Raw genomic sequence first — 13,988 nt, forward strand, 5'->3', positions numbered from 1 at the left:
TAGTGTAAATGTGTTAAAAAGACGATAAGAGCATTACACTTATGAGGAGGAGTTCTACGATGGAACAACAACCATTAACATTAACGGCGGCGACAACTCGTGCGCAAGAATTAAGAAAACAACTCAATCAATATTCCCATGAATATTATGTCAAAGATCAACCATCCGTAGAAGATTATGTTTACGATCGTTTGTATAAAGAGTTAGTCGATATTGAAACGGAGTTTCCTGATTTAATCACGCCAGATTCGCCGACACAACGTGTAGGTGGCAAAGTTTTATCTGGTTTTGAAAAAGCTCCGCATGACATTCCAATGTATAGTTTAAATGATGGGTTTAGCAAGGAAGACATTTTTGCTTTTGATGAACGTGTTCGTAAGGCGATTGGTAAACCCGTTGCTTACTGTTGCGAGTTGAAAATTGATGGGTTAGCAATTTCATTACGTTATGAAAACGGGGTGTTTGTACGCGGAGCAACACGAGGCGATGGAACGGTTGGTGAAAACATTACAGAGAACTTACGAACGGTTCGCTCTGTACCGATGCGTTTAACGGAGCCCATTTCAGTGGAAGTTCGTGGCGAGTGCTACATGCCTAAACAATCCTTTGTCGCGTTGAATGAAGAACGTGAAGAAAATGGCCAAGATATTTTTGCCAATCCTCGGAATGCAGCGGCGGGAAGTTTGCGCCAATTAGATACAAAAATTGTGGCGAAACGGAACTTAAATACGTTTTTATACACAGTTGCTGACTTTGGACCGATGAAAGCGAAGACGCAGTTTGAGGCATTAGAAGAGCTTTCTGAAATTGGTTTTAGAACCAATCCTGAACGTCAATTATGTCAGTCAATCGATGAAGTTTGGGCCTACATTGAAGAATACCATGAAAAGCGGAGCACTTTGCCATACGAAATCGATGGAATTGTGATTAAAGTGAACGAATTTGCGTTGCAAGATGAATTAGGTTTCACTGTCAAAGCACCTCGCTGGGCGATTGCCTACAAATTTCCACCAGAAGAAGCAGAGACAGTAGTGGAAGATATTGAATGGACAATTGGGCGCACGGGAGTGGTCACTCCTACTGCGGTCATGGCTCCTGTACGAGTCGCGGGAACCACGGTTAGTCGGGCAAGTTTGCATAATGCAGATTTTATTCAAATGAAAGATATCCGTTTAAATGATCATGTTATTATTTACAAAGCCGGCGATATTATCCCAGAAGTAGCGCAAGTCCTAGTTGAAAAACGTGCAGCCGATAGTCAGCCTTATGAAATGCCGACACATTGTCCAATTTGTCATAGTGAGTTGGTGCATTTAGATGAGGAAGTGGCGTTACGTTGTATTAATCCAAAATGCCCTGCGCAAATTAAAGAAGGGCTGAATCACTTTGTCTCACGAAACGCAATGAACATTGATGGCTTGGGGCCAAGAGTGTTAGCACAAATGTATGACAAAGGATTAGTGAAAGACGTAGCGGATCTGTATTTCTTAACAGAAGAACAGTTAATGACTTTGGATAAAATCAAAGAAAAATCAGCAAACAACATTTATACTGCCATTCAAGGGAGTAAAGAAAACTCTGTCGAACGTTTGATTTTTGGCTTAGGGATTCGCCATGTGGGTGCGAAAGCGGCGAAAATTTTAGCGGAGCATTTTGGTGATTTATCAACCTTAAGTCGAGCAACTGCGGAAGAAATTGTGGCTTTGGATTCAATTGGCGAAACAATCGCAGACAGCGTTGTGACGTATTTTGAAAATGAGGAAGTTCATGAATTAATGGCTGAACTGGAAAAAGCCCAAGTGAACTTGACATATAAAGGTCTCCGGACAGAACAATTAGCAGAAGTGGAGTCACCTTTCAAAGACAAAACAGTTGTTTTAACAGGAAAATTAACGCAGTACACTCGCGAAGAAGCCAAAGAAAAAATTGAAAATCTTGGTGGAAAAGTTACAGGGAGTGTTTCGAAAAAAACTGACATTGTGGTTGCTGGCGAAGATGCAGGCAGTAAATTAACCAAAGCTGAAAGCTTAGGCGTGACCGTTTGGAATGAACAAGAAATGGTCGATGCGTTAGATGCAAGTCATTTTTAAGAAGAAAAATTAACGTTGTCAGATTTTATGTAGTAATTTGATGGTATACTTATTTTAGTCATAAAAGTTATATGAACGAGGACTTTCTGAGTTGAGAAAGGAGGTTGATGCTTATGCGCAATTCTTCTTACTTTAACGAAAGGAGCAATGTTTTTGTCCGTTGAAGCAGCGCTAGGACTGATGATTGGTTTTGCAACACTTGTTGTGACCATTATCTTCGGTATCTTAGCGCTTGTCTTAGACAACAAAAATAACCGTTCATAAGCTTTGAGGAGCTGAACGGTTAAGCGTTTGAAATAAAACCAATAACTCAGTAAGCCACCAGTTCTTATAACTGGTAGTGGCTATTAGAGAGGTATGTTCCTGCATATCTCTCTTTTCATTTTCATAATAACATATTTCCGTCATTTTTGCGAGCGACAAATTATCAATGAAATTCAAGGTTTCATCTAAAATATCCGACCATTTTATGGTAGAATGGGAACAGAGTGAGCAGCTGTGCTAAGCTGTTTAAAGAAATACAATCCAATTGATTAATCTGAAAATGAAAATTTCAGTAAATGATAGAAAGAAGGGTATCTATGGCAATTACAGAAGAACAAGTCAAACATGTCGCTAAATTATCAAAATTATCTTTCTCCGAAGAAGAATTAGCGGACTTTACCAATCAACTAGATAAAATTATTGATATGGTGGAATTACTAGAAGAAGTAGATACAACAGGGGTTCCTTTTACTTCAAATGTGAATGAATCAATCAATGTCATGCGTGAAGACGTAGCGACACCAGGAATGGACCGTAAAGAATTAATGCGGAATGTTCCGGAATCAGAGAATGGTTACATTAAAGTGCCTGCAATTATGGATAACGGGGAGGCAGGAGCCTAATGGAAAAATTATACGACAAATCGTTAACAGAGTTACATGATTTATTGGTCTCAAAAGAAATCACTGCAGTTGATTTAACCGAAGAAACATTAAATCGTATTCAAAATACAGAAGAACAACTAGGTTCTTTTATCACAGTTAGTGAAGAAAAAGCAATGGCATTAGCCAAAGCGATTGACTTAAAAGGCATCACTGAAAGTAATCCATTAGCTGGGATTCCAATTGGGATTAAAGACAACATTGTCACAAAAGATATTTTAACAACAGCTGGCTCAAAAATGTTACACAATTTTGACCCAATTTATGATGCGACCGTGATGGATAAAGTCTATCAAGCGGATATGATTCCAGTCGGAAAATTGAACATGGATGAATTTGCCATGGGCGGAAGTACGGAAACGTCTTACTTCAAGAAAACAAAAAATGCTTGGGATCAAACGAAAGTCCCTGGTGGTTCTTCTGGTGGTTCAGCTTCTGCTGTCGCAGCCGGACAAGTCCCAGTTTCTTTAGGGAGCGATACAGGTGGCAGTATCCGCCAACCAGCCGCATTCAACGGTATTGTGGGCTTGAAGCCAACTTATGGACGTGTGTCTCGTTTTGGCTTGATTGCTTTTGCTTCAAGTTTAGACCAAATTGGTCCATTGACACGAAATGTTAAAGACAATGCCTTAGCTTTAAATGCAATTAGTGGTTATGACGAAAAAGACGGCACTTCTGCAGGCGTTTCTGTTCCTGATTTTACGGCAGATTTAACTGGCGACATCAAAGGCATGAAAATTGCTTTACCAAAAGAATACTTAGGTGAAGGGGTACACCCAGATGTTCGTGAAGCGGTATTAAAAGCAGCAGAAACATTTAAATCTTTAGGAGCAACGGTGGAAGAAGTTAGTTTGCCACATTCTAAATACGGCGTAGCGGTTTATTATATTATTGCCTCTTCAGAAGCAAGTTCAAACTTACAACGCTTTGATGGTATTCGTTATGGTTACCGTTCCGAAAATGTCCAAAATCTAGAAGATGTCTATGTTAATTCACGTTCTGAAGGTTTCGGAACAGAAGTTAAACGTCGGATTATGTTAGGAACCTTCTCTTTAAGTGCTGGTTATTATGATGCGCACTTTAAAAAGGCTGGTCAAGTCCGTACACTAATCAAACAAGATTTTGAGAATGTCTTTGCGGATTATGACTTAATCATTGGCCCATCCACACCAACAGTTGCCTTTGGTCTAGGGGAAAACATCAATGATCCAATCACAATGTATATGAATGATATTTTAACCATTCCTGTCAACTTAGCAGGACTACCAGGCATGTCCATTCCAGCAGGCTTCTCAGAAGGCTTGCCAGTTGGTTTACAAATTATTGGAAAACATTTTGACGAACATACAATGTATAAAGCAGCCTATGCTTTTGAACAAGCGACAGATTTCCATACGAAAAAACCAGTCATTTTAGGGGGGAACGATTAATGAACTTTGAAACTGTCATTGGATTAGAAGTCCACGTAGAATTGAAAACCAACTCTAAAATTTTCTCCTCTGCGCCAGCGCATTTCGGAGCAGAACCAAACAGCAACACAAATGTGGTTGACTGGAGTTACCCAGGTGTTTTGCCTGTCATGAATAAAGGTGCCTTAGAATTTGGCATGAAAGCAGCACTTGCCTTGAACTGTGAAATTTCAAAAGAAACACATTTTGACCGTAAAAACTATTTTTACCCAGATAACCCGAAAGCATACCAAATTTCTCAATTTGATCAACCAATCGGACATGATGGTTGGATTGAAATTGAAGTCGAAGGCAAAAAGAAAAAAATTCGCATTGAACGGGTGCATTTAGAAGAAGATGCTGGGAAAAATATTCACGGCACAGATGGCTATTCTTATGTAGACTTGAATCGTCAAGGCACGCCTTTAATTGAAATCGTTTCTGAAGCAGACATGCGTTCACCAGAAGAAGCGTATGCTTACTTAGAAGCGTTGCGTTCAATTATCCAATTTACAGAAGTTTCTGATGTGAAAATGGAAGAAGGTTCTATGCGTTGTGATGCCAATATTTCTTTACGTCCGTATGGTCAAGAAGAATTTGGTACTAAAGCGGAATTAAAGAACTTGAACTCCATGAACTTTGTAAAAAAAGGTTTAGCTTATGAAGAAAAACGCCAGGCCAAAGTCCTATTATCTGGTGGCGAAATTCAACAAGAAACACGCCGCTTTGATGAAGCAACTAGTACAACGTTGCTTATGCGTGTTAAAGAAGGCTCAAGTGACTACCGTTACTTCCCAGAGCCAGATGTTCCTCGTTTTTCAATTGATGATGAATGGATTGAAAAAGTTCGCGCTAGTTTGCCAGAAATGCCAGCCTCACGTCGTGCCCGTTATATCAGTGAATTAGGGTTACCTGAATACGACGCAATGGTCTTGACTTTAACGAAAGAAATGTCAGATTTCTTTGAAGCAACTTTAGTAAACGGTGCAGATGCGAAACAAGCATCAAACTGGTTAATGGGCGAAGTTTCTGCTTACTTAAACAGTGAAAAAGTTGAATTAGCCGATACTAAACTAACACCAGAAAATCTAGCGGGTATGATTACTTTGATTAACGATGGCACAATCAGCTCGAAAATTGCGAAGAAAGTGTTCAAAGAGTTAATTGAAAACGGTGGAGACGCTAAAGAAGTTGTCGAAGCAAAAGGTTTGGTTCAATTATCTGATCCAGCGCAATTATTACCAATGATTAACGAAGTTTTAGACAACAACCAACAATCAATTGATGACTTTAAAAACGGAAAAGACCGTGCAGTTGGTTTCCTTGTTGGACAAATTATGAAAGCAACTCGTGGACAAGCAAACCCAGGTGTGGTTAACAAGTTATTGCAAGAAGAGCTTTCAAAACGATAAGAAAGTAGCAGGCAAACCATGAAAAAAGCTAGAGTGATTTATAATCCAACGTCAGGCAAAGAGTTAATTAAAAAGAACTTAGCCGATATTTTATCTATTTTAGAAGAATGTGGTTATGAAGCCAGTGCATTTGCGACCACACCAGAAGAAAATTCGGCACGCAATGAAGCACATCGTGCTGCGCGTGCAGGATTTGATTTACTAGTAGCAGCAGGTGGAGATGGGACCATTAATGAAGTCGTGAATGGGATAGCTCCGTTGAAGCGGCGACCTAAAATGGCCATTATTCCTGCTGGAACGACGAATGACTATGCACGGGCATTGAAGATTCCTCGTGATAATATCGTTAAGGCAGCAGAAGTGATTAAAAAAAATCAAACTGTCAAAATGGATATTGGGCAAGCCGGCAAAAATTACTTTATCAATATTGCGGCGGGTGGTCATTTAACGGAACTGACTTATGAAGTTCCATCAGAGTTGAAAAGTATTTTTGGTTACTTAGCGTACTTAGCCAAAGGAGCCGAAATGTTGCCGCGAGTGAAGCCGATTAAAATGCGCATGACGTATGATGAAGGTGTGTACGAAGGCAACGCCTCAATGTTTTTCCTAGGGCTGACTAACTCGGTGGGGGGGTTCGAGCAAATCGTACCAGACGCTAAATTAGATGATGGTAAGTTTTCATTAATCATTGTAAAAACAGCCAATATTTTTGAGATTCTTCATTTAGTTGCGTTAATGTTAAATGGTGGAAAGCATGTTGATGATCATCGACTAATCTATACAAAGACTAGCTATTTACATGCAGAAACGTTAGAAAAGAACAATAAAATGATGATTAATTTAGATGGTGAATATGGTGGCGATGCTCCAATGACCTTTAAAAATATGCATCAACACATTGAAATTTTTGCAAATGGTGATGCACTGCCGTCCAATGCAATTATGGGTTCTGTCTTAACTGGTAGCGATGAGATTGTCGTAGAATCAGAAGACGAAGAGGAAGAAGCATATAACGAAGCCAGCAAAGAATTTGTCAAAGAAGTTGAACGACTAACAGACGAAGATATTGATGGCGATGGAAAGATTGCCGAAAAAGAAAAGCAATAGGTAGTCCGTGAATAGCTAATGAAAGATTTAGTTGATAAGATCTTTCATTGGCTATTTTTTGACTAAGGGAAAGGATCTCATTCTTTTATTTACCTAAAAAGCTCAAACGAAATTGCTAAATCGCCATGAAAATTCGTTGTTGCTTTTCTTAGGTATTTTCATTAGAATGAGTGAAGTGTATAAAAAGAAGGAGCGACTTATGAAAAATTATCCAGTAAAGAAAAATGACGTCATTGAAGTAGAAATCATTGACTTGACGCATGAAGGTTTAGGCGTGGCAAAAGTGGACCATTATCCATTGTTTATTGAAAATGCCTTACCAGGTGAAAAACTTGAAATCAAAGTCTTAAAAACAGGCAAAAGTTTTGGTTATGGGAAAGTATTGACTGTCCTAAAAAGCAGTGAACAGCGTGTGCCCGTGAAAGATGAAAACTTTACAAAAGTCGGGATTAGTCCGTTGCAACATTTAGCGTACGGCGCCCAACTATCATTTAAAACGCAACAAGTCGAAAATGTTATGCAACGTGTCGCTAAATTGCCAGAAGTCCCTGTTTTACCAACAATTGGGATGAACGATCCGTGGCATTACCGGAACAAAGCACAAATTCCCGTGCGTAAAATTGACAACCAACTACAAACAGGTTTTTTCCGGAAAAATAGCCATGATTTAATTCCGATGGAACATTTCTATATTCAAGACCCCGAAATTGATGCAGCAATTGTTAAAATCCGTGACATTATGCGTAAATATAGCGTAAAACCTTATAACGAATCTGATAATACAGGGAACTTACGCCATATTGTCGTTCGTCGTGGCTACCATACTGGGGAGATGATGGTTGTTCTAATTACGAGAACACCGAAATTATTCCCAATTAGTAAAATTGTGCCAGATATTTTGGAAGCTATTCCGGAAGTAGTCAGCATTGTACAAAATGTAAATCCAAAACGAACCAATGTCATTTTTGGCGACGAAACCATCTTATTACATGGGTCTGAAAAAATTACAGATACTATTTTTGATTTGAAATTTGAAATTTCCGCGCGTTCATTTTATCAAGTAAATCCACAACAAACAGAAGTGATGTATCAAAAAGTCAAAGAGTATGCGGCTTTAACAGGCAATGAAATTGTGGTGGATGCCTATTGTGGGATTGGGACGATTGGCTTAACTTTAGCCCAAGATGCAAAGCAAGTTTACGGTATTGAAGTAATTGAAGAAGCGGTCAAAGATGCAGAAAATAATGCTAAATTAAACAATATTGAGAATGCCACTTTCACGGCTGGTTTAGCGGAAGAATTATTGCCAAAATTAGTTGAAAATGGCTTGCAACCAGATGTTGTGGTGGTGGATCCACCACGGAAAGGGTTAGACGGTCAATTAGTAAACACATTAATTGAAACGCAACCTAAACGAATTGTTTATGTCAGCTGTAATCCAGCCACACTCGCTCGCGACATTGCATTATTAACAGAAGGTGGCTATGAAGCAAAAGAAATTCAACCAGTGGATAATTTCCCACAAACGACCCACATTGAATCTGTCACGTTATTAACAAAGGCGGTGGATTAAATGAATGAAAAAGAAAAAATGTTAGAATTAATTAAAAAGAAACAAGGTGGTGGCCGTTCTAAAAAAATGGAAACTCCCAAAAATGATCGTAAAAACATGCGCAAAGGGCCTAAAATTTTTAATAAATAAGCGGTTATCAGTAAAAAGTTGCCGCCCATTAATGAAATGGGCGGCAACTTTTTTGTTAAAGCATTCCTAACCAAACAAATAAGTTGTTATTTTGCTAGTAAATCTGTTATTTTAGACAAAAGACAAGGAGGGCTATTCAGTGGAATATGTAACAACATTAGAAGAATTAGAAGAAAAAATTACAGACAATCGTCTACAAGCCGTCTTTTTGACAGCAAAAAATTGTAGTGTTTGTACAGTTGATAAACCGATTGTCGAAAAAATTGCAACAAAATATGAATTTCCTACATACATTGCAGAAGCTGATAAAAGTCCAGAAATAATTGGACAATTAAATGCTTTTTCTGCACCGACCATTATCTTATACTATGAAGGAAAAGAAATTCATCGCCAAGCTAAAATTATTAACTTTCAAGAAATTGAAAAGAGAGTTCGACAAGTGCAAGAAAATAGTTAATCAAAAAGGAAGCCACCGATCACGGAGACTTCCTTTTTAATTATCTCGCTAAATGTTCAGTTTGTTGTTGAGAAAAAAGTTGATAACTGACAAAAACTTCTGCTCTTTTGTTTACTTCTAATTTAACGAAAATATTGTGGATATGTGTTTTTACTGTCCCGATTGATAGGAATAGTTCGTTGGCTATATCTTGATTTGTTTTGCACTCTAAAAGTAACGAAAGCACTTCTCGTTCTCGCTGCGTTAATTGATAGGCATCACAAAAAGGCGCCAAAAGTACGGGTTCATCTGATTGATTTTCTTCCAATTTAGCAGCGTCTTTTTCAAGAACCGACAGAGGAAAATCACGATTACAGAAGTAGATAATGGCGATGGAGAGAATGATTGTATAAATATCTTCAGAAACGTTTCGGTTGTTAATTTTAAAGACAATATCAGAATATTGGTCAATGTTAAAAATAACGAAGGTATCTTCCAAAAGAATCGCCACACCGAAACCAATGCTTAGCCAACCAATAAAACGAAGATATTTTTTCGCAAGGGCTGATAAAGGATCTATTCGTAATTGATAGAGCGCATAGCATCCAAGGTAAATTAAAAATAGCTGATTGGGTAAATAGTACAACCAAACTTTTAAGGCGGAATTTTGTGAAAATGGAATAGCTAGCATCCATAAACCAATTAAAAATAACCAGACAAATTGATAATTTTTAAAAGGACGACCACTAACAGTATTGATAATAGCCAGATAGGCAAAATTACAACAAATAAAAATGATGGTCTTTAAAAAAGGTGCGGTCATAAAGGTCTGATTATATTCGGTTGCAAACGAATTAATGAACTCAGTCATATAAACAATCACATTGTCACAAATAAAAATAATCATTAAAAAGAGAAGCAATAAAAAAATCGGTTGTTTATTTTTCAAGTAAAGATTTAAGGTAAAGGTTGAAGTAAACGAGTATAAAATAATCAACAAGATGTTATAAATAAAAACAAATGTCACGATTGGAAACCCCTTTCATCTTTTATTTTAAGTGAATGATTTTTCAAAATAATTATACCATTTTCAAATCTATGATTGGTCAGAAATTAGAGAGAAATCCGCCTAAACTTTTATAAACCCCTGGTGTACCAATGGTTTATAACCATAAATAAACTTTTTTTAATGAAAAATCACGCAAAAAAAGAAAGCGTTTTCTAACTTTTGGCGGATAGTAAACTCTTCGCTAAACTTGGTAAAGTCAATGTGTAAACAAAAACAACTTTAGGAGGAACACATCATGAAAAGAGATTACGTTACAACAGAAACATATACGAAAGAGGAAATGCACTACTTAGTCGATTTATCATTAAAAATTAAAGAAGCGATTAAAAATGGGTATTATCCGCAACTGTTAAAAAACAAATCTTTAGGAATGATTTTCCAACAATCTTCAACTCGAACACGAGTATCTTTTGAAACTGCAATGGAACAATTAGGTGGACATGGCGAATATTTAGCACCTGGTCAAATTCAATTAGGGGGACATGAAACGATTGAAGATACCAGCCGCGTATTGTCACGTTTAGTAGATATTTTGATGGCTCGTGTGGAACGTCACCATAGTATTGTTGATTTAGCTAATTGTGCTACCATCCCAGTCATTAACGGTATGTCTGATTACAATCATCCAACCCAAGAATTAGGTGATTTGTGTACCATGGTTGAGCATTTACCAGAAGGCAAAAAATTAGAAGATTGTAAAGTTGTCTTTGTCGGAGATGCGACACAAGTTTGTTTTTCTTTAGGATTAATCACAACAAAAATGGGCATGAATTTTGTTCACTTCGGTCCAGAAGGTTTCCAATTAAATGAAGAGCATCAAGCGAAATTAGCAAAAAATTGTGAAGTTTCAGGCGGTAGCTTTTTGGTCACAGATGATGCAAGTTCTGTTGAAGGCGCTGATTTCTTGTACACGGATGTTTGGTATGGCTTGTACGAAGCGGAATTATCTGAAGAAGAACGTATGAAGGTTTTCTATCCAAAATATCAAGTGAATCAAGAAATGATGGATCGGGCAGGAGCCAATTGTAAATTCATGCACTGTTTACCAGCAACACGTGGGGAAGAAGTAACTGATGAAGTGATTGACGGTAAAAATTCTATTTGTTTCGATGAAGCAGAAAACCGTTTAACATCTATTCGTGGCTTATTAGTATATCTTATGAATGATTATGAAGCAAAAAATCCTTATGATTTAATCAAGCAAGCAGAAGCGAAAAAAGAACTAGAAGTTTTCTTAGACACTCAAAGCATTTAACGGCCAACTGTCCACTGATTGAAAAAATGAATCAGTGGACAGTTTATAAAGAGAGGAAGAGTCTTCATGGAGGGGAAAAAGAAATTTAGTTTAACGAGTGCCATTTTATCAGTCATCTGTGTGGTTTTCGTTGCTGAAGCAGCGGCGCCTGTTGCTGCAATTGGTAATTCTCAGTTTTTTTGGTGGATTTTCTTATTAATTGCATTCCTATTGCCATATGGGTTAATTTCATCAGAATTAGGAACAACTTATATTGGTGAAGGGGGCATCTATGATTGGGTGACCAAAGCATATGGTCATCGTTGGGGTGCCAGAGTTTCTTGGTATTATTGGATTAATTATCCATTGTGGCTAGCTTCATTAGCCGTTATGACGCCAGAACTATTAACGACAATTACAGGTATTAAGTTTTCAACACCGATGATGATTATTGTTGAATTAATTTTTACTTGGATTGTGGTTTGGATTAGTTTTTATCCAGTCAGCGACAGTATCTGGATTCTAAATGGAGCTGCCGTAATCAAGATGGTTTTAGCAGTCTTAATTGGTGGGCTAGGATTGTATGTAGCCTTGACGAAAGGTGTTGCCAATGAATTTACCTTGAAATCAATGCTGCCAACGTTTGACTTAAGGAGTTTATCTTTTATTTCTGTAATCATTTTTAATTTGTTAGGGTTTGAAGTCATCTGTACGTTTGCAGATGATATGGAAAATCCTAAGAAGCAAATTCCACAAGCTATTGTAGCAGCGGGGTTAGTCATTGCGGCCATTTATATTTTTTCAGCCTTTGGAATTGGGGTAGCGATTCCCACCGATCAAATTAGTACCGGCAGTGGTATGATGGATAGCTTTAAACTATTGACAGGCTCGACAGAAGGTTGGTTCATTATGTTGATGGCTTTCCTATTCCTTCTTACGTTGTTCGGCAACATGATTTCTTGGTCATTAGGAGTCAATAATACAGCTTGTTATGCTGCTGAAAATGGTGACATGCCTAAATTTTTTGAAAAACGTAGTAAGAAAAATGACATGCCAATTGGGGCTGCTTTGATGAATGGCATTGTGGCATCGGTGGTCATTGTATTAGCACCAATTTTACCTAATCAAGATTTATTCTGGGCCTTTTTCTCCTTGAATGTCGTCCTATTCTTGTTATCGTATATCCCAGTTTTCCCAGCTTTTTATAAGCTTAGAAAAATTGATCCCGATACACCACGTCCGTTTAAAGTTAACGGAAAACCAGGATTTTTAAAAGTTTTAGTGGTTTTGCCAATGATTATGATTATTATTTCACTGATTTTCACAGCAGTGCCTTTAGATTTTAGTCCCGCAGCATTAAATGAAAAGTTACCAATCACAATTGGGGCAATCATTTTTATTCTGTTTGGTGAAGTAATTATTTACGTGAAAAAAATTAAGAAGGGAACGAAAGAAAATGGCTAAACGAATTGTAGGAAGTACCCCTAAACAAGATGGCTTTAGAATGCCAGGAGAATTTGAACCACAAGAGAAAGTTTGGATGATTTGGCCAGAAAGACCGGATAATTGGCGTGATGGTGGTAAACCTGTCCAAGAAGCGTTTACTAATGTGGCCAAAGCAATTAGTCAATTTACACCGATGAATGTGGTGGTTTCTCAACAACAATTTCAAAATTGCCGTCGCCAATTGCCGCCAGAAATTACGGTTTACGAAATGTCAAACAATGATGCCTGGGTCCGTGATTGTGGACCATCATTTGTCATTAACGACCATGGAGAAATCCGTGGTGTGGATTGGACATTCAATGCTTGGGGGGGATTAGTAGATGGTTTATATTTCCCTTGGGACCAAGACAATTTGGTTGCACAAAAAATTTGTGAAATTGAGCATGTAGATTCTTATCGTACAGATGATTTTGTTTTAGAAGGCGGTTCATTCCACGTAGATGGACAAGGAACAGTCTTGACTACAGAAATGTGCTTATTAAGTGAAGGTCGAAATCCACAACTTTCAAAAGAAGCAATCGAACAAAAATTATGCGACTATTTAAATGTTGAAAAAGTTCTTTGGCTAGGTGATGGAATTGACCCAGAAGAAACCAATGGTCACGTGGATGATGTAGCTTGTTTTATTGCACCTGGTGAAGTGGCTTGTATTTACACCGAAGATCAAAATAGCCCATTTTATGAAGCGGCACAAGATGCATATCAACGTTTGCTTAAAATGACTGATGCTAAAGGACGCCAATTAAAAGTCCACAAATTATGCTGTCCTGTCAAAAATGTAACTATTCAAGGCTCCTTCAAAATTGATTTCGTGGAAGGAACCATGCCACGAGAAGACGGCGATATTTGTATCGCATCCTATATGAACTTTTTAATTACAAATGATGGTGTGATTGTGCCACAGTATGGTGATGAAAATGATCGTTTGGCTTTAGAGCAAGTTCAAACGATGTTCCCAGATAAAAAAATTGTCGGCGTTAATACGGTAGAAGTTGTTTATGGGGGCGGCAATATTCACTGTATCACACAACAAGAACCAAAGCGCTAGGAGGGAAACA

Annotated in this window: 14 protein-coding genes; 12 read left to right on the forward strand and 2 right to left on the reverse strand. The window is 37.8% G+C overall.

Translation table 11 applies throughout. The features are described 5' to 3' along the window. The first annotated feature begins 59 nt into the window (after window positions 1-59). Entirely contained in the window at window positions 60-2,090 is a 2,031-nt protein-coding gene (gene ligA, locus IGL90_RS02375) for an NAD-dependent DNA ligase LigA (protein WP_048737366.1), read from the forward strand. Here ligA and IGL90_RS02380 read toward each other — a convergent pair. Continuing rightward, window positions 2,087-2,302 (reverse strand): hypothetical protein, encoded by a 216-nt coding sequence (locus tag IGL90_RS02380; protein WP_002382998.1) that lies wholly within the window; start codon window positions 2,300-2,302, stop codon window positions 2,087-2,089. The genes ligA and IGL90_RS02380 overlap by 4 nt on opposite strands. Between IGL90_RS02380 and IGL90_RS02385 the strand changes: the two genes are divergently transcribed. From IGL90_RS02385 to IGL90_RS02420, 8 genes are all read left to right on the forward strand, one after another. Then, window positions 2,268-2,354: a hypothetical protein gene (locus tag IGL90_RS02385; protein ID WP_306173767.1), complete on the forward strand. Its 87-nt coding sequence runs from the start codon at window positions 2,268-2,270 to the stop codon at window positions 2,352-2,354. The two genes, IGL90_RS02380 and IGL90_RS02385, sit on opposite strands and share 35 nt — an antisense overlap. A 317-nt stretch (window positions 2,355-2,671) precedes the next feature. Next, a complete protein-coding gene (gene gatC / locus IGL90_RS02390) occupies window positions 2,672-2,977 on the forward strand; it encodes an Asp-tRNA(Asn)/Glu-tRNA(Gln) amidotransferase subunit GatC (RefSeq protein ID WP_002355569.1) in 306 nt (101 codons plus the stop codon). After that, entirely contained in the window at window positions 2,977-4,446 is a 1,470-nt protein-coding gene (gene gatA, locus IGL90_RS02395; protein ID WP_048737364.1) for an Asp-tRNA(Asn)/Glu-tRNA(Gln) amidotransferase subunit GatA, read from the forward strand. The genes gatC and gatA overlap by 1 nt, the downstream gene beginning before the upstream one ends. Further along, window positions 4,446-5,876 carry an Asp-tRNA(Asn)/Glu-tRNA(Gln) amidotransferase subunit GatB gene (gene gatB / locus IGL90_RS02400; protein ID WP_002355571.1) on the forward strand — a complete coding sequence of 477 codons (1,431 nt, stop codon included), beginning with the start codon at window positions 4,446-4,448 and terminating at the stop codon, window positions 5,874-5,876. Before gatA ends, gatB begins: the two co-directional genes overlap by 1 nt. An 18-nt stretch (window positions 5,877-5,894) precedes the next feature. Next, window positions 5,895-6,983 (forward strand): diacylglycerol kinase, encoded by a 1,089-nt coding sequence (locus tag IGL90_RS02405; protein WP_048737362.1) that lies wholly within the window; start codon window positions 5,895-5,897, stop codon window positions 6,981-6,983. A gap of 199 nt (window positions 6,984-7,182) precedes the next feature. Next, on the forward strand, window positions 7,183-8,556 hold the full coding sequence (gene rlmD / locus IGL90_RS02410) for a 23S rRNA (uracil(1939)-C(5))-methyltransferase RlmD (protein WP_002368027.1): 1,374 nt from the start codon (window positions 7,183-7,185) through the stop codon (window positions 8,554-8,556). Next, window positions 8,557-8,685 (forward strand): hypothetical protein, encoded by a 129-nt coding sequence (locus IGL90_RS02415; protein WP_002355577.1) that lies wholly within the window; start codon window positions 8,557-8,559, stop codon window positions 8,683-8,685. A 139-nt stretch (window positions 8,686-8,824) separates the two neighbouring features. Further along, a complete protein-coding gene (locus tag IGL90_RS02420) occupies window positions 8,825-9,142 on the forward strand; it encodes a thioredoxin family protein (protein WP_002355583.1) in 318 nt (105 codons plus the stop codon). 40 nt (window positions 9,143-9,182) lie between these two features. On the opposite strand, the gene IGL90_RS02425 is transcribed toward IGL90_RS02420, so the two are convergent. Further along, complete coding sequence (locus IGL90_RS02425) at window positions 9,183-10,028, reverse strand: helix-turn-helix domain-containing protein (protein ID WP_048737409.1); 846 nt, start codon at window positions 10,026-10,028, stop codon at window positions 9,183-9,185. 397 nt (window positions 10,029-10,425) lie between these two features. Between IGL90_RS02425 and ptcA the strand changes: the two genes are divergently transcribed. From ptcA to aguA, 3 genes are all read left to right on the forward strand, one after another. Further along, window positions 10,426-11,445: a putrescine carbamoyltransferase gene (gene ptcA, locus IGL90_RS02430; protein WP_002355587.1), complete on the forward strand. Its 1,020-nt coding sequence runs from the start codon at window positions 10,426-10,428 to the stop codon at window positions 11,443-11,445. A gap of 66 nt (window positions 11,446-11,511) precedes the next feature. Beyond that, window positions 11,512-12,888 carry an APC family permease gene (locus tag IGL90_RS02435; RefSeq protein WP_002355588.1) on the forward strand — a complete coding sequence of 459 codons (1,377 nt, stop codon included), beginning with the start codon at window positions 11,512-11,514 and terminating at the stop codon, window positions 12,886-12,888. Next, window positions 12,881-13,978 carry an agmatine deiminase gene (aguA, locus tag IGL90_RS02440; protein WP_048737360.1) on the forward strand — a complete coding sequence of 366 codons (1,098 nt, stop codon included), beginning with the start codon at window positions 12,881-12,883 and terminating at the stop codon, window positions 13,976-13,978. The genes IGL90_RS02435 and aguA overlap by 8 nt, the downstream gene beginning before the upstream one ends. The last annotated feature ends 10 nt before the right edge of the window (window positions 13,979-13,988 follow it).

Source organism: Enterococcus sp. DIV1307a, from assembly GCF_050537425.1.
GTDB classification, from domain to species: Bacteria; Bacillota; Bacilli; order Lactobacillales; family Enterococcaceae; genus Enterococcus; species Enterococcus faecalis.